This window comes from Streptomyces sp. CB02980, assembly GCF_014451325.2.
Lineage (GTDB): Bacteria > Actinomycetota > Actinomycetes > Streptomycetales > Streptomycetaceae > Streptomyces.
In genome coordinates this window covers 494412-514065 of the sequence record NZ_JACSCH020000001.1, presented here as the reverse complement: position 1 = coordinate 514065, position 19654 = coordinate 494412, and the positions used below count along the sequence as shown (strand labels likewise).

General features: G+C 72.7%; 16 protein-coding genes. 8 read left to right on the top strand and 8 right to left on the bottom strand.

What is annotated here, in order from left to right; genetic code table 11:
- Positions 1–8: 8 nt before the first annotated feature.
- The 5 genes from E0F75_RS02420 to E0F75_RS02400 are packed head-to-tail and all read left to right on the top strand — an operon-like array spanning position 9 to position 7470.
- Entirely contained in the window at positions 9–521 is a 513-nt protein-coding gene (locus E0F75_RS02420; RefSeq protein ID WP_187620728.1) for a hypothetical protein, read from the top strand.
- Entirely contained in the window at positions 521–1915 is a 1395-nt protein-coding gene (locus E0F75_RS02415) for a hypothetical protein (RefSeq protein ID WP_187620727.1), read from the top strand. The genes E0F75_RS02420 and E0F75_RS02415 overlap by 1 nt, the downstream gene beginning before the upstream one ends.
- Positions 1912–3342 carry a VWA domain-containing protein gene (locus E0F75_RS02410; RefSeq protein ID WP_187620726.1) on the top strand — a complete coding sequence of 477 codons (1431 nt, stop codon included), beginning with the start codon at positions 1912–1914 and terminating at the stop codon, positions 3340–3342. The genes E0F75_RS02415 and E0F75_RS02410 overlap by 4 nt, the downstream gene beginning before the upstream one ends.
- A gap of 22 nt (positions 3343–3364) precedes the next feature.
- Complete coding sequence (locus E0F75_RS02405; protein WP_187620725.1) at positions 3365–4486, top strand: AAA family ATPase; 1122 nt, start codon at positions 3365–3367, stop codon at positions 4484–4486.
- On the top strand, positions 4483–7470 hold the full coding sequence (locus tag E0F75_RS02400; RefSeq protein WP_187620724.1) for a DUF5682 family protein: 2988 nt from the start codon (positions 4483–4485) through the stop codon (positions 7468–7470). Before E0F75_RS02405 ends, E0F75_RS02400 begins: the two co-directional genes overlap by 4 nt.
- A gap of 71 nt (positions 7471–7541) precedes the next feature.
- Here E0F75_RS02400 and E0F75_RS02395 read toward each other — a convergent pair whose 3' ends face one another.
- From E0F75_RS02395 to E0F75_RS02380, 4 genes are all read right to left on the bottom strand, one after another.
- Entirely contained in the window at positions 7542–8888 is a 1347-nt protein-coding gene (locus tag E0F75_RS02395) for a phytase (protein WP_187620723.1), read from the bottom strand.
- Positions 8889–9062: 174 nt separating this feature from the next.
- Positions 9063–10373, bottom strand: a complete 1311-nt coding sequence (locus tag E0F75_RS02390) for a hypothetical protein (RefSeq protein WP_229312440.1) — start codon at positions 10371–10373, stop codon at positions 9063–9065.
- Between the two features lie 176 nt (positions 10374–10549).
- Positions 10550–12520 (bottom strand): NAD(P)-binding protein, encoded by a 1971-nt coding sequence (locus E0F75_RS02385; RefSeq protein ID WP_187621016.1) that lies wholly within the window; start codon positions 12518–12520, stop codon positions 10550–10552.
- 285 nt (positions 12521–12805) lie between these two features.
- A complete protein-coding gene (locus E0F75_RS02380; RefSeq protein WP_187620721.1) occupies positions 12806–13687 on the bottom strand; it encodes a winged helix-turn-helix transcriptional regulator in 882 nt (293 codons plus the stop codon).
- A 200-nt stretch (positions 13688–13887) separates the two neighbouring features.
- Here E0F75_RS02380 and E0F75_RS02375 point away from each other — a divergent pair, with 200 nt between their 5' ends.
- The 3 genes from E0F75_RS02375 to E0F75_RS02365 are packed head-to-tail and all read left to right on the top strand — an operon-like array spanning position 13888 to position 16735.
- Positions 13888–14691 (top strand): ABC transporter permease, encoded by an 804-nt coding sequence (locus tag E0F75_RS02375; RefSeq protein WP_187620720.1) that lies wholly within the window; start codon positions 13888–13890, stop codon positions 14689–14691.
- Complete coding sequence (locus E0F75_RS02370; protein ID WP_229312439.1) at positions 14691–15908, top strand: ABC transporter ATP-binding protein; 1218 nt, start codon at positions 14691–14693, stop codon at positions 15906–15908. Before E0F75_RS02375 ends, E0F75_RS02370 begins: the two co-directional genes overlap by 1 nt.
- Positions 15905–16735: an ABC transporter permease gene (locus tag E0F75_RS02365; protein ID WP_187620719.1), complete on the top strand. Its 831-nt coding sequence runs from the start codon at positions 15905–15907 to the stop codon at positions 16733–16735. The genes E0F75_RS02370 and E0F75_RS02365 overlap by 4 nt, the downstream gene beginning before the upstream one ends.
- Positions 16736–16762: 27 nt before the next feature.
- On the opposite strand, the gene E0F75_RS02360 is transcribed toward E0F75_RS02365, so the two are convergent.
- The 4 genes from E0F75_RS02360 to bla all read right to left on the bottom strand — a co-directional run bounded on the left by E0F75_RS02360 (position 16763) and on the right by bla (position 19596).
- Positions 16763–17272, bottom strand: a complete 510-nt coding sequence (locus E0F75_RS02360) for an SRPBCC family protein (protein WP_229312438.1) — start codon at positions 17270–17272, stop codon at positions 16763–16765.
- Complete coding sequence (locus E0F75_RS02355) at positions 17269–17748, bottom strand: RNA polymerase sigma factor (protein ID WP_187621013.1); 480 nt, start codon at positions 17746–17748, stop codon at positions 17269–17271. Before E0F75_RS02355 ends, E0F75_RS02360 begins: the two co-directional genes overlap by 4 nt.
- Positions 17749–17821: 73 nt before the next feature.
- A complete protein-coding gene (locus tag E0F75_RS02350) occupies positions 17822–18265 on the bottom strand; it encodes a DUF3995 domain-containing protein (protein WP_187620718.1) in 444 nt (147 codons plus the stop codon).
- Positions 18266–18684: 419 nt separating this feature from the next.
- Positions 18685–19596, bottom strand: a complete 912-nt coding sequence (gene bla, locus E0F75_RS02345; RefSeq protein ID WP_374115362.1) for a class A beta-lactamase — start codon at positions 19594–19596, stop codon at positions 18685–18687.
- Positions 19597–19654 lie beyond the last annotated feature (58 nt).

The window sequence follows — 19654 nt, the reverse complement described above, 5'->3', positions numbered from 1 at the left end:
GAGGTACGTTGCCGGTCTGGGAGCTGTCGAGTACGGCGCGGGTGGTACCGCCCGCGCGACCGCGGAAACTCGCCAAGGTGCCGTTCGTCGAACTGGCCGACGGACGCTTGCAGGGAGTCGTGTCCAGCGGGTCCGACGCAGGACGCGTGTACGTGTCCTCGATCGCGACCGGGACGTACGCGTTCGCCTGCAGCACGAACAACAACCGCCCCTGCGGCGGCGCTCGGGGCAGCTTCTGCAACCACATCCGGGCGCTCGTCGGCGAGGCCGTCCTGCAGTACGGCGCCGAGCGCGTCGCCCGCTACCTGAAGGCCGACACGGGCGACACGTCGGCCACCGAGCCCGACGCGCACAGGCTCGTCTCGCTGATGACGGCCACGCGGCCCTCGCAGGGCGACACCTCGGCGGCGGCGCCGGTGTTCAGCCGCTTCCTGCGGCACCTCGCGTATCTGGAACTGGAGCCGACCACCGCGCCGCTGCCCGAGATGCAGTGGTTCCCGCCGACGAGGACGGTCGCCTGATGCGTACGGACCTGTTCACCGACCCCGTCGACGGGCTCGACGAGGCGCTGTCCGCCGTCGACGCCTTCGACCGGGCACTCGTCTCCGGACTGCTCCGCCCGCAGCCCGACCAGGCCGCGGGACTTGCGGCACTCGCCGCCGCCGTCGCCGGAACGCCGCTGGCCGCGCCGGTCGCCGAGGCGGCCGACAAGGCCGCCGCCGGCGCCGCGGGCGAGGACCACCTCATGGCGCTCGCCGCCGCCCGCACCGCCCTCATGGGCTCCCTCCACGACGCCCTGACCGAACGCGTCGCGGACATCACCGGCCGGCCGCGCGCCGAACGGAACACCCCGGACGCCACGGTGGACGAGCCCGGAGCCAACGTGCTGGCCGCCGCCCGCGCCTGGCTGTGCGACCTCGCCCGAGCGGGCTGGCAGGGCATCGACCACGATCTCGTCGCCGGCGCCGCGCCCGTCGTCTCCGCGATGCTCCCGGACCTGCGGCTGCGCCGGCAGGCCACTCTGCTGGACGGCTTCGCCGCCGAACTCGCGGCCTCCTGCCCCGGAGCCACCCTGGACCGCGTCCCGGTCCGCCGCTGGGCCGACCTGTGGACACGCGCCCTGCTCCTGACCCTGCCGGGAGCCGCCCGGACCCCGGACCTGTCCACCGCGACCGGCCGTCTGCTGCCGCTCGGCGTGGACGTACAGGAACACGCGACAGCCGTACAGGCACAGGTCCACGCGGTGTTCGAACCCGCCGACGGCACGGAGCCCCGTCTGGTCAGGGCGGCCGTGTCCGCACCCAAGCCGGACACGGTCGTGGGCGCGGGCCTGTGGCAGCTGCTCCGGCCGCGGATGTCGCTGCTCGCCGCCGCGGGGGAGTGCCGCACCATGGAGCTCGACGGCATGCCGGTCACGGACGAGGGCGACCTCGTCTGGGACGACGAGCGGGCACGTACGGGAGAGCCCGTCGACCCGTTCGGCACGGCCCGGGTCATCCTCTCCACCGCCATCGACCCGGTGACCGCGCCGCTGGACCGCCACCCGGTGCGGATCGCCGTCCCCGTCCTCCTGGAGGGGTACACGGTGGGGGACGAGGGCGACGGCCGGCTGACGTTCGCGCTCGCCGGGCACCGGCTGGCCGTCGACACCGACCGCATCCCGGCGGCCGGTCCGCTCACCCCGGAGGTGGTCGCCGCGTCCGGTGCGTGCCTGGGGCTGCTCCGGTGGGATGCGGGGGAGTTCGTCCTCCAGCCGCTGGCCGTCGAGACGACCGTCCGGAAGAAGGCCGTCGCCGTCCACGCGGGCGAGTGGGCAGGAGGCACCACCGACAAGGCGGGTGTCAGGGCGGAGAAGGCGGCCACGGACTCGGTCGCCGTGTTGCGCGAACGAGCCGGGAAGCTGCTGCGCGCATGACCGACGCCGACGCCTCTTCCACCGACCTCCCGCCGGCCGACCGCCGGTCCACCGACCTCCCGCCGGCCGACCGCAGGTCCACCGACCTTCCGCCGGCCCCCGACCCCGACGACAACCGTCGACAGGTCCTCTACTGGCGGCTCCTCGCCCGGCTCTTCGACCCCGAGGAGCAGGCCGCCCTGGAAGCGGCGAGCCTCGCCGTCGTCGAGGACATCGGCCTGCCGTCCGCGCTGCTCGACCCGGGTGCGTCCGTCGACTCCGTCGTCCAGCGCCATCCGGAACTGGCCGACGAGTTCGACGGGTTGATGACCCCGGAGCCCGATCCGGACGGCGCCCGGGACCGGGCGGCCGAAGTGCGGCGTGCCGCACTCGCGTCGAAGCTGCTGCTCAACGTCTTCTCCACCGGATCGGGAACGGTCTCCGCCGGGCAGCTGGCCCGATGGCAGTCGGACGCCGGCTGGCTGGAGCGTTCGCTCGGCTGCCCGCCCGGCGGGCTGCGCGGCGGCCGGGGCGCCGGGGCCGTCGTCGACGGCGGCGGCGCGGGGCTCGAACTCGGTGCCGTCGAGGCCGACCTCGTCCGCCGGATGCACCTGAGAGAAGTGCTGGCCGACCCCGCACTCGCCGCCCGGCTCACCCCCAGCATGTCCCTGATCGAGCAGCTCCTGCGGGACAAGGGAAACCTGTCCGGCATCGCGCTCGCCAACGCCAAGTCCCTCATCCGGCGTTACGTCGACGAGGTCGCCCAGGTGCTCCGCACCCAGGTGGAGAAGGCCACCGTCGGGGAGCTGGACCGCTCGGTCCCGCCCAAGCGGGTCTTCCGCAACCTCGACCTCGACCGCACCATCTGGAAGAACCTCACCAACTGGAGCCCGGAGGAGGAGCGGCTCTACGTCGACCGCCTCTACTACCGGCACACCGTTCGCCGGACCACACCGCAGCGGCTCGTCGTCGTCGTGGACCAGTCCGGCTCCATGGTCGACTCGATGGTCAACTGCACCATCCTCGCCTCGATCTTCGCCGGACTGCCGAAGGTGGACGTCCACCTCATCGCGTACGACACCCGCGCGATCGACCTCACCCCCTGGGTGCACGACCCGTTCGACGTGCTCCTGCGCACCAACCTCGGTGGCGGCAACGACGGACCCGTCGCGATGGCCATGGCCAGACCGAAGATCGCCGAGCCGAAGAACACCGTCATGGTGTGGATCTCCGACTTCTACGAGTTCGGCCGCTCACAGCCGCTGTTCGAGGGCATCGAGGCGGTCCACCGGTCCGGCGTGCGGTTCATCCCCGTCGGCTCGGTGACCAGCTCGGGACGGCAGGAGGTCAACCCCTGGTTCCGGGAGCGGTTCAAGGCGCTCGGCACCCCGGTGGTCTCCGGCCACATCAACAAGCTCGTGCACGAACTCAAGACCTTCCTCACCTGAGCCTGCCCAGAAAGGCCCTCGCATGTCCGACCTGCTCCGCGCCCCCGCCGAGATCAAGTACGCCGAGGAACTCGACTGGCTCGAGTCGATCGACGACAACCCCAAGCCGTTCTCGTGGCGTCTCTCCCCGAAGATGGTCCGCCTCTTCGTCCTCGGCTCCGAGCGAGCCGACGGCCTGGACCGGGAGGTGACGCAGAAGTGGTTCGGCGACCGCAGCTTCGTCGAGCGCTCGATCGTCACCCTCGCCTCCGACCGCGGACTGCTCCTGATCGGAGACCCCGGCACCGGCAAGAGCTGGCTCGCCGAGCTCCTCTCCGCCGCGATCAGCCGCAACTCCACCCAGGTCGTCCAGGGCACCGCGGGCACCACCGAGGACCACATCAAGTACTCCTGGAACGTCTCGATGGTCATCGCCAAGGGCCAGTCCCGCGAGTCGATGATCCCCTCGCCGATCATGACCGCGATGGAGACCGGCACCATCGGCCGCTTCGAGGAGCTCACCCGCTCCACCAGCGACGTCCAGGACGCGCTCATCTCGATCCTCTCCGAGAAGTACATCTCGGTCCCGGAACTCGACAGCGCCGGCGGCGAGAACATCGTCTTCGCCCAGCCGGGGTTCTCGGTGATCGCCACCGCCAACAGCCGCGACCGCGGCGTCAACGACCTGTCCTCCGCGCTCAAGCGCCGGTTCAACTTCGTCCGCATCCCGGTCGTCACGAACAAGAAGAGCGAGGCCGAGATCGTCCGCTTCCGCACCGAGGAACTCCTGCGCCGGCACTCGATCGAGCTGGACGTGCCGCCCACCCTCCTCGACGTCCTCCTCCAGAGCTTCGCCGACCTCCGCGCCTCCGCCGCCGCGGCCGGGAGCGACGACGAGAAGCTGGAGTCCGCCCTGTCCACCGCCGAGCAGATCGGCGTCCTGGAGGACGCGGTCCTGCACAGCGACTTCTTCGGCGAGCGCACGCTCACGGCCCGCGCCCTCGCCGCCTCCCTGGTCGGTACGCTCGCCCGCCGCGAGCCCGAGGACCTGGCCATCCTCAACAAGTACCTGCACGGTGTCGTCGAGCCGCGCGGCAAGGAGCAGGGCGGCTCCTGGCCCGAGTTCCTCGAGGGCGGCCGCGAGGCGATCGCGAAGCTGGCATGAGCACCACCTCCGAGAAGCCGACAAGCGCCTCCTTCGCCGCCCTGCGCGGGCAACTCCACGAAGCGGCGGCCGAGTTCGCCGGCGGACAGGACGCTCTGGAGGGCATCCTGCTCGGCATGGTGGACGACGTCGACCGGGCGGCCGCCGAACCGCTGGAGATCTTCCCCGTCTGCCACCACTCGCCCTCCTCCGCGCTCGCCATGGCCCGCCGGCTGCGCGAGAAGCAGCCCAAGGTCGTGTACCTGGAGCTGTGCGAGGACATGGCCCCGCTCCTCACCGAGCTCCGCAACTGCCGGCTGCCGGTCGCCGTACAGGCCTTCGCGAGCGACATCGACGGCTTCCCGCCCGACTGGGCCCCGCTCTCGGTCGTCGCCCCGATCACGGAGGCCTCCGCCGAGTACCAGGCCATCGCGTACGCGCTCGACACCCCCGGCGTGGACCTCGTTCTCGTCGACCGCTCCTCCGACCACGTCTTCCAGTGGGACACCCGACAGCCTGCCGACGGCGAGACCCACACGGCCGGGACCGAGACCGAGCCCACGGCCGGGACCGAGCCCGAGCCCACGGCCGGGACCGAGCCCGAGGCGGCCCTCCACGGCGAGGCCGTGGGCGTCGAGATCGGCGACCTGCGTCCGCGCTTCGCCGAACTGGAGGAGCACCTGCTGCGGCACGGCAAGGTGCGGCACTGGTCGGAGTGGTGGCACCAGTACGTCGAGGTCCCCCTCGGCGACAGCGACCACGACACCTACCGCCAGGTCATGTTCCTCATCGGCAGCCTGTTCCGGCGACTCGCCCCGGGCCGGGGCGAGCGGGTACGGGTCGACGAGGACCGCGAGCGCTACATGTGGACCCGGATGCGCGAGCACCTCACCGCGACCGGCACCGACCCCGCGGACTGCCTGTACGTGTGCGGCGCCTTCCACGCGGCCAGCCACGTCGACGAGTTCGGCGTCCACGGCACGGGCGACTTCGCCATCTCCCCACGGACCGCCACGACCTGGCAGTACGGGCTGATTCCCTCCAGCCACGCGGCGATCGAGGCACAGTTCGGCCTCGCGTCCGGCTCGGTGTCGATCGCCGCGACGGAGTGGGCGAAGAACCTCAAGCGCACCCGGGTGAAGCCGTACCGCCTGGAGGGCCAGTCCGGCACGAAGAAGCCGAGCGCGAAGAAGACGGCGGCGAAGGCCCCGGCGGCCACGCCCACATCCGTACCCGCGCCCGACCTCGCGTCCGGTCCGACCGAGGACCGGCTCACCGGCTTCCTCCGGCAGCCGCCCGTCCTCCACACCCTCGACGAGGCCGAACTGCTCGGCTGGTCCGTGGACATCGTGCGCGCCGCCCGCCGCAGCGGCTATCTGGCCTCCACCGCCGACGCCATCGCCGTGTTCGAGACGTCCATCCTGCTCGCCGCCATGCGGGACCGGGCCAAGCCGACGCCGTACGACTTCCAGGACGCGGCGGTCACCTGCATCGAGAAGGACACCGTCCCCGGCCGACGGGACGTGCGGCGGCTCGTCGAGATCATGATGGGCGGCGACCGGATCGGCCAGGTCGGCTACGACGCGCTGCCGCCCCTCGCCCGTGACGTGCACGACCGGCTGGCGCCCCTGGAACTGAACCTCCAGCAGCGCGGCGTACGCCGGGCCCTGCTCGACATGGCGTCCCGGCCGGAGCTGCGCGCCTGCTCGGACGTCCTGTGGATGCTGCGCCGCCTGCTGCCGCCCGGCGCGGCCCGCACGGTGATGGGGGAGCGGCGGCTCGGCGAGCGGTCGATCCAGGAGTCCTGGGACCTCTCGCTCGGTACTCACCAACGCGCGCTCATCGAGCTCGGGTACGAGGGCGTGAGCCTGGAGCAGGTGCTGGAGCAGCGGCTGCGCCGCGCGGCGTACGGACCGCAGGCCACCACGGCCGAGGTCCTCGCGGCCGTCGAGGACGCGACGCTCTACCTCGGCGGTCGGCGCCTCGCCGAGGAGCTCGGCACCCGGGCCCTGGAAGTCCTCGCCGGCGAGCGCACGGTGGACGGCGCCCCGGCGGTACTGCGCCGGGTGCGCGGCCTCCTGGCGTACTACCGCACCAGCGAACCGGTCCTCCCGCCGTGGATCGAGTCCTTCGTCAGAGCCGGGTACGCGCACTACTGCACCCTGCTGCCGACGGCCTTCCGGGACGAGGACGCGACCGTGGGGCAGGTGGCGGCGATGCTGGGCTTCCTGTTCAGCATGGAAAGCCTGGCACTCTCGCTCGGCTGCGACCGGACGCAGCTGGAGCTCGCGGTCGCGCAGTCGCACCCGAACGACCCGGCCAAGACGGCCCTGCTGTGGGCCGCCCAGGTCCAGCTCGGCACGCTCTCCCGGGGCGAACTGCGCGGCCGCTGCGACGAACTCCTCGGCAACCCCCTGGTGGTCCCCTCGTACCCCCGCTACCTCAGTGGCTTCGTGCACGCGCTCGAGCCGGTCCCGGGACTCGCGGACGTCGTCGTGGAGGCCGTGTCGAACGCCTTCGGACGGCTCCCCGACCCCGTCCTGCTGCCGTGGCTGCCCACCCTCATCACCACGCTGCGGTCGAACGCCGCCGACCTCGCCCCGCTGATCGTCCGCGAGGCGGGCCGGATCTTCCCGGCACGGCTGGCGGCCCTGGACACCTGGGTCCCCCCGTGGCACGCACAGCCGGTGGCCCGGGCGCCCCTGGCCGCGCCACGCGGCGCGGCGCTGCTCCCCCTCCACCCGGAGACCTGCGACGCGGTCGCGGACCTCCTGGGCTGCACGGACGGGTGGGCCCCGGCGGACGGCCCGACGACGGGCACGACGGCCTCGACGGGCGCGGCGCTCCTGTTCGCCCACCGCGCCACCTGCGACGCCGTCGCGGACCTCCTGGGCTGCGGCGATCCCTGGACGCCCGTGGCTTCGGCGCTCCCCGTTTCGGCCCCGCTGACGACGAGACACCCCGCCACGGCCCACGCGGTGGCGGCGCTTCTCGCGACGCCGTGACGGCGCACCGGCCGCCGGGTCGTCGGACCCCGGCGGCCGGTGCGGGTGAGGGAGAGCGGTCGTGGGGCGGATCAGTCGTCGAGGGCGTCCAGGACGGGGCCGAGGTCGACGAACTTGAAGTTGGTCGCGGGGCGGTCACCGTCGCCGGGGGCGTCGTGGCCGTCCTGCACGACGAGGAGGCCGTTCGGGTACTTCGAACCCAGGGGAGCGTTCAGGGCGGCGGCGCCGTCGCACTCCTCGGAACCGTCGAGGGCGCCGCTCGCGGACGCGACCCGGAATCCGCCCTCGTACTCGTTGTGGTCCGCGAGCTCCCGGTCGTAGGCGGCGAAGGTGTTGTCGCCCTGGCTGGAGGCGAGCAGGTATCCGTCGCCGTCGGACTCGGTGACCAGCGTCAGGCCCTCGACGTCCGAAGAGATCCTGGTCCCGCCAAAGCCCGGGTCGGCGCCCGGCGTGCACTCCTCGGTCTCCTCGTCGTAGACGCCGGGGACGCCGTACTCGCGGACCTTGTCGAGCAGCTTCGGCGTGCCGGTGAGGTCGGCGCGCAGCCGCCAGATGCCGATGTCCTCCTGGCCGGCGTACAGGGTGCCGTTGGCGGGGTCGACGACCATGCCCTCGACCTGCGGCAGCTCGCCGGGCTCGCCGCACGGGGCCCACGAGGTGCCGTTCGGCAGCCGGAACGTGGCCGGCAGGTCCAGGGTGCGGATCGTGCGGTACGTGACCTTGTCGCCGCCGGCCGGGAGCAGTTCGAGCAGGGCGATGCTGGTCCGCTCGCGGCGGCTGACGAGCGCGAAGGACTTCCCGGACGCCGGGTCCGTCCAGGTCGCCAGACCGTACGCGGTCCGCTGGTCGTTGATCTCGGCCTGGTCCCGCGAGAAGACTGCCGGGGCGGCGGGATCGGTGACATCGGTCAGCGGGCCGCCGGCGCGGTCGCGGTCGATGCGGTAGAACCGCAGCCGGTCGTGGCCGCGGTCGCTGGTGACGGCGAGGTCGGCCCGTCCCGAGGAGAGCCGCAGGCCCTGGACGAGGTCCACGTTGTTGAACCGGCCGGGGGCGTCGTCCGGTCCGTCCGCCGGAGGCGCGGCTATCGACTGCACCGGGCGCGCGTCCAGGTCGTAGACGCGGAGCCCGCCCTCCTTGGCAGTGGCGATGACAAGGCTGCGGCCGGGAGCGGCGGCGTTGCGCCAGATGGCGGGGTCGTCCGCGTCGGCGTTGCCGCCCGCGTCGTCGTCGTGCAGCACCGGCGTCTCCGCGCGGGGGGTCACGGCCGGCAGCGAGCGGGCGGGACCACGGTGGCGGGCCTGAGCCTGCGCCTGGGCACCGGCGTCGGTGTCGGCCCGAGCGGGCACGGCGAGGGCGGCCGCGGCGAGCGCCGTGGTGACGGCGAGCACGAGCGACCGGGCGGTACTGGGGCGAGTCACGCAAGTCTCCTCAGGAGGGGGGCTTGTACGTCCTGCGTGAGCGTGGTGCCCTTCCGTGTCGGCCCGGCGGCCTCCGCCCGACCGGAGGCCCGAAGTCCAGGTGTACGCGCGATGAACCGCGGCGCGGGCCGCGACAGTGTGTCGCGGCCCGCGCCCGGCTGCTGCGGCAGGCGATCAGGCGGGGTTCTTCACGTCCGCCAGGTAGCTCGCACCGATGAGGCAGTCGCGCATCTCGTAACGGGGCGCGACGGCCCCGGTCCAGCGGAGGAAACCGGTCGTCCCGGTCGCCGCCGACATGTCGATGAACCGGCAACCGTCGTACAGGACCTTGCCGTAGGTGGTCGGGGTGGCCCCGGTCGACACCTGGTGCGAGCCCATCAGGCCGCAGTCCACGTACCGCACCATCGGGCCACGGGCACCGTTGGCGTTGAAGTCGTAGACGTGCGTGACGGCGTTCGGCGCCCAGGACTTGAAGCTCAGGGCGGTGTCGTCACAGGACTCGAAGGTGATGTTGCCCTTGTACCATTGGGAGTCGATGACCTTGTGGCCGACGCCGCGCAGCTCGAAGCGGATGCCCTGCGCGTACAGCCGCATGACGGAGTCGGCGCGGGTGGTGGCGTCGGGGGTGAGCTTGAAGAACGTGCCGGTCGACGCGGCGTCGGTGAGGATGTACGAGCCGCCGATGAAGTTCATCGAACCGCCGCGGTTGTTCTTCACGAACACCCCGGACTGGTACTCCACCTTGCAGTCGCGGAACCAGTAGTTGAGGAACTGGTCCTGCTGGGTCGCGGCCGTCGTCATCCCCATGACGAGGAACGCGTCGGAGTAGGAGCCGCCGACCTGGCAGTGGTCCCAGCCCATCTCGCTGTTCAGGTTGGACGTGGTGGCCGGGCCGTCCAGGCCGATGCCCCGCTTCCAGCTGCCGCGCCACTCCACGTCGCTGTACCAGGTGTCCTGGACGCCGTAGTCGGCCGACGAGTAGGCGTAGTTGAAGCTCGACGTGGCGTTGGTGCTGGTGAACGTCAGGCCCGAGATGCGGATGTTCTTGTAGCGCTGGTAGTTCGTCCAGAGCGTGGTGTCGTCGGCCGCCGGCGAGTACACGATCCGCGAAAGCCGCTTGCCGTAGCCGGTGATCGACACCCCGTCGACGATCCCGCCGTTGCCCTCGCCGTTGACGTTCGGCAGGAGCGAGTCCGGCTGGGTCAGGAGATAGGTGCCGGGCGGGACGACCAGGACCTTCTTCGGGATGGCCCCGGAGATCGGACCGGGCTGGAACGAGGCGAGCACCTCGGCCGCGGCGGCACGGAAGGCTGCGTCGCTCGGGGTGGCGCCGGTCGGGTCCGCACCCTTGCTGATGACATCGACGCTGTACGGGTCGCCCCCGGAGCCGGCCGCGTACGCGGTACCGCCACCCATGGTCAGAGCGCCGGCGGCGACTCCGACTCCCGCTGTCGCCACGCCGCGTATGACGGAACGACGGTCCATGCCTCTGGTCATTTCTACCCCCAGGTAATGATCACAAGAAAGGCCTGAATATGATCATGACGAGGGCCTAAAGGGCAAGATTCCAGCCAAGGTTGCGTGTTCCGTTCGCTCAGGGCGAGCGGGGGAGCGGGCGAGCACATGGGTGGGCGAGCGGGCGGCCGGATTGTCCGTGTCGTTCAGTCACCCGGAGGTGACGGCGGCGCCCCGGCGGGCGTTCGTCCCGTCGCCGGTGCTTCCGCCTGGCCGAGCAGTTCGGCGAGGCCCGCGCGGGTGGCGGCGACGACGACGCGGTCGCCGGGGTGGAGCACGTAGCCGGGGTGGAGGTCCCAGAGCAGCCCGGGCGGTTCGTCGGCGGCGGACGTTCGCGTCCTCGGTTCCGGACCGTCCTGGGGGTCCCGGAGGTCCGACGGCTCCGTCGGATCCGGGGCACTCGTGTCAAGGGCGAGGACGCGCCACGCACCCGGGCGGAAGGCCTCCGCGACCGTTCGGCCCTCCAGCTGGGGCTGGCCCGCGATGTCGAGTGCCGCGAACACGAGCACCCGGCGTTCGACGGCGATCGCCCCGAGGATCTGGCGGCCCATCATCGCCGTGGCGAAGGCGGGCGCGGCGAGCGTCGACACGCTGCGGCTGCGGGTGAGCGCGTCGGGATGGGCCGCGCGCAGCGTGCGGTAGACGGTGGACGCGAAGTCGTCGTCGTACAGGCGCAGGGCCACGAGCAGGTCCGGGTGGAGTGTCCGCGCGTACAGCGCGGCTTCCAGGTTGGTGGTGTCGGCACTGGTGAGGGCGAGCAGGGCGCGGGCCCGCTGGATCTTCGCCGCCTCCAGGACCCCCTCCTGCGTGACGTCGCCCAGGACGACCGGCACGCGCAGGGTGCGGGCAAGGGCGACGCCCCGCGCCTCGGGGTCGTCCTCCACGCAGACCACGGGCACGCCGAGTTCGTGGAGCTGGACCAGGACGCGGGTACCGATGCGCCCCAGGCCCAGGAGGACCACATGGCCGGCGAGGCCGCGCGGCGGGCGCCGGAGGGCGGCGGCGCTGCGGTACGCGCCGAGAGCTTCGAGGGATCCCGCGATCAGCAGCGGCAGCAGGACGAGGCCGAGCAGACCGGCGAGGATCTGGAGGACCTGGCGGGCGGTGGGTTCACCGACGGCGGGGTCGCCGATCGCGAACAGGTCGAGCAGCGTGAGGTACGCGGCGTGCAGCAGGTGGTCCCCGGTGGTCACCGAGGACGTGACGGCGAGCGCCACGACCGCCGCGCAGACACCGGCGAGAGCCCAGCGCACCCGGGGAGACAGGAGCTCGCGCGGCGAGGCGCCCCGGCTCTCCCGGCGCCGGGGGAGGACCGGTTCGTGGGTGACGGCCTCCAGGACGACGGTGCCGTGCCCGGCCGCCGCCCGTACCTCGGCGTCGTCGGGCAGCAGCCGGGGCGCGAGCCGCCCGCTGCGGTCGGACCCGTCCGCGCCCGCCGGGTCGCGCGTCGTCGACGACAGCAGGGCGAGGGTGACGAGGCCGGGGTCGGCCGCGACGTCGGCCGCGTCCTCGGCCTCGGCGGCCTGCGCTGCGGCGGGGCTCTGCTCGGTGGGGATCCGCTCGGCGGCGCGCAGCAGCAGGCCGTCGGCCTGGACGATCTTGCGTGTTCCGGTGACGGCCGTGGCGGCGAGCGCCGGCGCGGCGGTGTCCGCGTCGGACAGGACGATCGTGGTGGCGTCGTGCCCGTGCCCGTCCCTGTGCCTCTGCCCGTTCCCGTGGCCGGGCCCGTCGTCGGCCGTCGTCCGGTCCTCGACCTGGCCTCGGGCCTGGCCTCGGGCCTGGTCGAGGAGCTCGGCCATCCGTCTGCCGAGGTTGCGGTTGTACATCCGGAGGACCAGGCGAATGTGCGGATTGAGCCGGCGGGCCAGGAACGCGGCCCGCATGTTGACCTCGTCGTCCTCGTACAGCAGCGCCAGTGCCTGGGCCCGGCGTACACCCGCCTCCACGAGGGTCGGCTCGTCTGGCGGTATCCGGTCGGCCTGCTGGACGCGCACGCGCGGCTCGTCGGTGTCCGGTCCGCCCCCGGTGGGCGCGACGAGGACGACGTCCTGCCGGTACACCTCGGCCAGTTCACCGGCGATTCGGTGCGCGAGGGCGTCGTCCCCGCACACGACCATGTGCCCGTCCTGCGGCGAGGACGGCCCGGCGGGCCGGGTGCCCGTGCCGGTCTCCCGACGAGTGACCTGACGCGGTACGGCGGTCATGGTCGCCTCTCGTCCGGGTGCCGACCCGGTCCTGGGTCTGGTCGTGGGTGCCGACCCGGTCCTGGGCCGAGTCCTGATGCTGTTCCGGCCCGCGTCGGCGGAGCCGCTCCCAGCTTTCCAGCCGCACCGTCACCCCGGCATGGGTGCTGACACCCAACTTCCCTACCAGTGCGGCCGTGTGGCGTGGTGGCGGCCCGATCACCCCTCGGCGACCGACGCCCCCTCGCGCCACGCCGTCTCCACGGCCGCGGGGATGTCCACGACGGGGAACTGCACGTGCCGAACGGTCCGTTCGCGGTCCACGACCAGGATCGCGCGCTTCAGCCGGAGGGCCTGGCCCGCGCGGAACGTCGGGAGGCGGAGCGCCGCCGAGAGCCCGTTGTCCATGTCGGAGAGGAGCGGGAAGGGGATCTCCTCGGCCACCGCGAACGTCCGCTGCTCGTCCGGGCGTTGGGTGCTGATGCCGCGCACCGAGACGCCTGCCGCCGCGAACCTCTCGTACTCCTCCCGGAACAGCCGGTTCTCCAGCGTGCACCCCGCCGCGCCGGGGATGTCCGTCCAGTCGTCCGGCAGCGGGGCGGGCCGGGCGGTCGCCGGGAAGCAGAACAGGACGGTGGCACCCGCTCCTGCGTCGACCGGGTCGAGCGCGCCGCCCGTGTGCGCGGGCAGCGTGAGCCGGGGCAGCCGGGTGCCGGGCAGGTCGTGGACGCGGTGCGCCTCGGCGCTCCGCTCGTCGGCGGAGGCGGTGAGCGAGCCGTCGCCGAGCAGCCAGCGGTCGGCCCAGTCCTGCATCGAGACCAGGACGGGCAGCAGCGCGCGCCCGGCGTCGCTCAGCCGGTACTCGAACCGGACCGGTCCCTCCTGGTACGGGACCTTGTCGAGCACCCCGCTGTCGACGAGGTGGTTGAGCCGCTCGGTGAGCACCTTGCGGGAGATGTCCAGCTCGCGCTGGAGCTCGTCGAAGCGGTGCCGCCCCCGCGCCGTCTCGCGGACGAGGAGCAGGCTCCACCAGTCGCCGACGACGGCCGCGGCCTGGGCGATGGCGCAGGCGGCGTCGCGGTCGGGAACGGTTCGCGCCATGACGTGTCCTCCTCGTTCGGGTCACCGGTCCAGTCCCGGCCCGCCCGGGCCGGTCGGTCCAGTCCCGGCCCGTCCGGTCCGGATGCGGTCCGTCAGTGATCCATCTTGCGCCATCGAGTGAGTTCCCGATAGAAACTCATTATAAGTTCCCAATAGGAACTCGCTCGATTCCACTGTTCTTCGGGGGAGGGATCCTTTTCATGCCCACAGCCTGGGCAACCGCCTGGCGCACCTGGCAGATGACCCGCCGCGCCTACCCATGGACGTACGCCGTCGGCACCGTCCTGCCCGCCGCGCTCACCATCGCGCTCGCCTACCTCGGTTTCCACGTCATCGGCGGCGGTGCCGTCGGCGACGACTTCGCCGCGGGCAGCGGCACCACCGACTACCTCGCCTACATGGTCGTCGGCACCACCGCCTTCCACTTCGCCGTCCGGCTGATCCTCTGGTCCGCGAAGGCCCTCATCACCGAACAGCGGCAGGGCACCCTCGGCGCCCTGCTCATCGCCCCCGCCGGCCGCCTCCCGTACCTGCTGGGCTTCACCGGCTTCGCGGTGCTCAGCAGCGTTCTCGAGTTCCTGACCCTCGGCCTGGTCGTCGCCGTCCTCGGCATCACCGTGCCGGTCTCCTCCGTGCCCGGCGCGCTGCTCGGCGTCCTCGCGCTGATCGCGGCCGTCTTCGCGCTCTCGGTCGGCCTCGGCGGACTGATGATCGCGGCAGGCGAGGCACACATCTCGCAGAACACCGTCTTCATCGTGCTCGGCCTGGTCGGCGGCTTCACCTTCCCGCGCGACTACCTGCCGGAGCCGGCCCGCTGGTTCGCCGAACTCCTCCCCACCACCTCGGCCATGGACGTCCTGCACGGCAGCTTCACCGGCGGCCAGACCCTCCCCGAACTCCTCCCGAGGCTCGCCGTCTGCGCCGCCCTCACCTGCGCCTACCTCTTCCTGGGACTGGCCTACCTGCCGCGGGCCGAGGCCCGTGCGGTCGAAAGGACGTACTGATGACCACGACCATGACCACGGCGATCGAAGTCCGCGGCCTGCGCAAGGACTTTCCCGTCCGGGAGAAGGGGATTCTCGGCCCCCGCACCCTCAAGCGCGCCGTCGACGGCCTCGACCTCGACATCCCCCGCGGCCGCGTCACCGGGCTCCTCGGCCTCAACGGCGCCGGGAAGACCACCACCATCAAGATCCTCGCCACGCTCCTGCGGCCCAGCGCCGGCACCGTCCGCGTCGACGGCCTGGACGCGGTCGCCGACGCCCGCGCCGTACGCCGTCGCATCAACCTCATCGCCGGCGGCGAACGCATGGTCTACACCCGCATGACGGGCCGCGAGAACCTCTGGTACTTCGGCCAGCTCTACGACGTCCCGAAGGCCGAGCTGCGCCGCAGGACCGGCGAACTCCTCGATCTCGTCGGTCTGTCCGACGCCGCCGACACCATGGTCGAGCGGTACTCGCGCGGCATGACCCAGCGGCTCGCCATCGCCCGCGGCCTCATCAACCGTCCGGACTACCTGCTCCTCGACGAGCCGACCCTCGGCCTCGACGCTCCCATCGCCCGCGACCTGCGCCGGGTCGTCGCCGACCTCGCGGCGCACGACGGCACCGGGGTGCTGCTGACCTCGCACTACCTGGCCGAGGTCGAGGAGCTCTGCGGCCATGTGTACGTGATCTCCGCCGGCCGCCACCTCGCCCAGGGCAGCCCGGCCGAGCTGAAGGCCGCGACCGGCAGCCACCGGACCGTCCGTCTGACCGTCACCGACCCGACGGAGCGCACCCGGGCCGTCGCGGACGCCTTCGGGGCCACCCGCGAAACCCTCTCCGACGGGGGAGAGGTGATCACCCTGCGCCACCCCGGGGACATGGCGGGACCGCTGGCAGCGGCGGTGTTCGAGGCGGGCGGCTCCATCGGCGGCCTGGAGATCGCCGAGGCGAGCCTGGAGGACGCGATCCTGACCCTCGCGGAGCGGGGCGAGGCGGGCCTCGCGGGCCCGGGGACCGGTCGGCCCGATGCCGCGACCATCCGGTCCGGCGCCGCGGTCGTGCGGCCGGACGCCGCGGTCGTTCCGCCCGGCGCCGAGACCGTCCGGGCCGGCGCCGAGACCGTCCGGCCCGATGCCGAGACCGTCCGGCCCGATGCCGAGACCGTCCGGCCCGATGCCGAGACCGTCCTCTCGGAGGCCGCGGCCGCCGGAGCCAAGGGCGGCACCTCGTGAACCCTCTCCGTCACGCCCTGCGGGTCTTCGCCGCGGAGACGCTCAAGCAGCACCGCAGGCTCTTCGGCCAGCCGCTCGTCGTCTTCTCCATGCTCGTCTGGCCCGTCCTCCAACTGGCCACCACCTACTACACCCTGCGCCCCGTCGCCACGGCCTCGCGGGCTGCCGAGAACTGGCCCCTCGCCGCCGACCCCGAGCGCCTGCTCGCCTTCCTGGCCACCGGCACCCTCGCGTACGCCTTCTTCTTCTCCCTCGTCCAGAGCGCCTGGCACCTCTCCTTCGAGCGGACCACCGGCACCCTCGAACTGCTCTTCCTCTCCCCGGCCGGCCGGCTCACCCTGATGATCGCCAACGGCGCCGGCGCGCTCCTCCAGAACGCCTGGCTGCTCACCTGCTTCACCGTCGCCGCCCTGACCGGCTTCGGCACGCTGTCGGTGTCGGCCTGGTGGATGTACGGGATCGTTCTCCTGGCCCTGTTGATCCCGGCGGTGGCGTGGGGAGCGTTCCTCAACAGCCTCCTGGTCTTCTCCCGGGACTCGGCCTTCCTGTACACGATCCTCGACGAGCCCCTCTGGTTCGTCTCGGGCGTCCGCCTCCCGCACTTCGCACTCCCGGCCGCGGTCCAGGTCGTCGGCGCGGTCTTCCCGCTCACCGGCAGCCTGCTCGCCGTCCGCGGCGCCCTGCTCGAACACCGCACCGCAGGCGAACTCGCCCCGACCCTGCTCGGCCTCGGAGCACTGAGCGCCCTGCTCCTCGTGGCCGCCGCGCTGATCCTGCGGGTGGGCGAGGCACGCGCCCGCAGGACGGGCGCGCTGAGTCTGGCCTGACAGGGCGGGCCGCCGGAACCAGGCGCATCACCTGACCCGCGCGGCCAGCCGCGTCATCGCCTCCTCCAGCTCGCGCCGCGCGCCGAACGGCACCAGCGCCGCGCGGCCGGGAACCCGTACGCCACCGGTGAGCGCGACCCGCGTGTGCCCGCTCTCGTCCTCGGCCTCCACGGCCGCCATCCCGATCACCAGGAACCGGCTCTGCAGCCAGCACCAGCCCGGCCGCAGCACGCCGTGGAAGTGCGCCCGCAGCCCGTAGCGGCTGCGGGCCAGGGCCTCCACCCGGTCACCGTCGCGCCGCAGGATCCGGACCGACCGCATGTCGGGCTGGAACTCCCCGAAGCCGCCCTCCAGATCACTCATCACCTGCCAGACCCGGGGGAGCGGCGCGGGGAGCACCCGCTCGACGAGCCGGGCCCCCCGGACACCCGCGACCATGACGTGCATCCGCCGTACGTCGTCGAGCAGCAGGCCACCCCTGCCCCCCTCGCTCGCGTCGCCACCACGGCTCTCGTTGCTCGCGTCGCTCTCGTTCACGCGGACCACGCCTTTCGGAAACTCTGCCGGGCCCGGTGCAGCCGGGACTTCGCCGTGCCGGTCGGTACGCCGAGGAGCGCCGCCGCGGACTCCTCGTCCATCCCCTCGACGTCCCGCAGCACGAGGACGGCCCGGTGCGCGGGCGACAGCCGTGCCAGGACGTCGTCGATGTCGGCGGCCAGTTGTGGATCTCCCCGCTCCGGTACGTCGGCCAGCTCGGCCGGCCGCGCCCGCCCCGCCCGCTTCGCCACCCGCACCGCCTCCCGTACGGAGATCGCCCGCACCCACCCGTAGAGCGCCTCCGGTTCCCGCAGCGAACGCAGAGAGGTGAAGACCGCCATCAGGGCCTCCTGCGTGGCGTCCGGTCCGTCGTCCAGCGCGATGGGACGGCAGATCCGGGAGATGTACGGGGTGAGGTGATCGAGCAGGTCGTGCAGGGCCAGTGTGTCGCCGCGCCGGGCGGCCCGGACCAGCACGACGCCCCGGACGGCGGGGTCGACGGGGTCGACGGGCTCGGCAGTGTGGACGGGCTCGACGGCGTGGACGGGGTCAGCGGGCGGCACGCAGGGCCGCCCCTCCGAAGACCAGGCACAGGGGGGTGTACACCAGCGCGTTCAGCCAGGGGAACGCCGCTCCCGAGCCGTCCTTGCCGACGACGATCCAGACCAGCCCGACAGCCCCGCGGAGCAGTATCCCGGCGGCGACGGCTGCCGTGACCAGGCGCGGAATTCCGCGTCGGCGGCCACCACCGCGCGCGTGGAGCGCGACGGCGAACGCCGCGCACCCCTCAAGGGCCGCGAGCGGCAGGACCACGGCCGGCCCGAAGGAGACGACGCTGCCGAGGACGGCGAGCGACAGGGCCGGCTCGTCGGCGGCGGGCCAGGTCAGGCCGGTGGCCCAGTAGAGGTGCACGAGCGCGAGGACGGCGAGCAGCGCGGCGACGCCGCGTCCGCCGATGATCGTGCGAGGCCGCTCGATGTCGATGACCGCCATGGGGTTCCCCTCCGTTCCGAGGCCGGCGCCGCAGTGCGCCGACACCCCGAGGAGGAGCGGTACCGCCCGAAGGTTCCCTGTGATCCGGCTCACAGCAACGGGTGCAGGCTGGCGCCAGGGGGTGCAGGGGCGGTGCAGGGGGCCGGGAACGCAGACGACCCGTGGGCCTTGGTCCCGTCCGCTCGAGTTCGGACGGGAGCCGGCCGGATTACCGGCGGCCCACGGGTCGGGTGACTGCGTGGTTTTCGGCAGATGACCTGCCGAGGTGCACAGAGTGCGACGGCAGGCCGTTAGCCCGCAGTCACCTCACGAATCCGAAAAGAAACCATGTTCTCGGATCACCTCCTTTCAGCGTGTGACCACAGCCTAGGAAAGCCCGCGGCGACGCTCAAGCGATTTATCGCGAGCTCTTTTTCTGATCAGCGGAGTTCCGCCGCGACCAGCGCGGCCGCGTCGGCCACCAGCGGATCGACGGGCGCCGCGTCCTCCACGAAACGCGTGGTCAGCACGGTGAGCACGATCGGGCCGCCGTCCGGCGGCCAGGTGACGCCCGCGTCGTTGTTTCCGCCGTAGCGACCGCCGCCGGTCTTGTCGGCGAGGATCCAGTCGGCGGGCAGCCCCTTGCGGAACCGCTCACCGCTGGTCGTGTTGGCGAGCATCCACGCCGTGAGCCGCTCCCGGTCCTTGCGCGGGAGCGCGTCGCCCAGGACGAGTCGTCCATAGCTCCGCCCGACGGCGCGGGGCGTCGAGGTGTCGGTCTCCCGCCACGGCTCCGCCGAGTTCAGCTCGGGCTCCCAGCGGTCGAGCCGGGTCGTACGGTCGCCGATCGACCGGGCGAACCGGGTGACGGCGGTCGGGCCGCCCAGCTCGCGGAGGAGCAGATTGGCGGCGGTGTTGTCGCTGAAGCGCAGCGTGGCGTCGCACAGCTCGGCGACGGTCATCCCGTGCGCGAGGTTCTCGGGCAGATCCGTCTTCGGGGACCAGCCGGACCGCCGGACGTCCGCCGTCGTGTACCGGATGCGCCGTGCGAGGAAGGAGCCGTCGTGGTCGAGGTCGCGCAGCACGGCCGCGACGGCGAAGGTCTTGAAGACCGAGCACATCGGGAAGCGCTCGTCGGCGCGGTACGCGACGGACCGCCCGGTCCGCACGTCGTGGGCGAACACCCCGAGCCGTGCGGAGTGCCGCTCCTCCAGCTCCCGAAGCCGTGCGACGAGGTCCTCCCCGCCGGGCGCGGAGGCGTACGCCGTCCCGCCGAGCGGTAACGCGACGGCGAGCGCGGCACCGGCACCGAGGCCGAGGACACTGCGACGGGACGGGCTGAAACCTGTGATGGACAAGGTGATTCCCTTTCCGGAGCGATCACTGCACAGGGAAACACGCACAGGCACC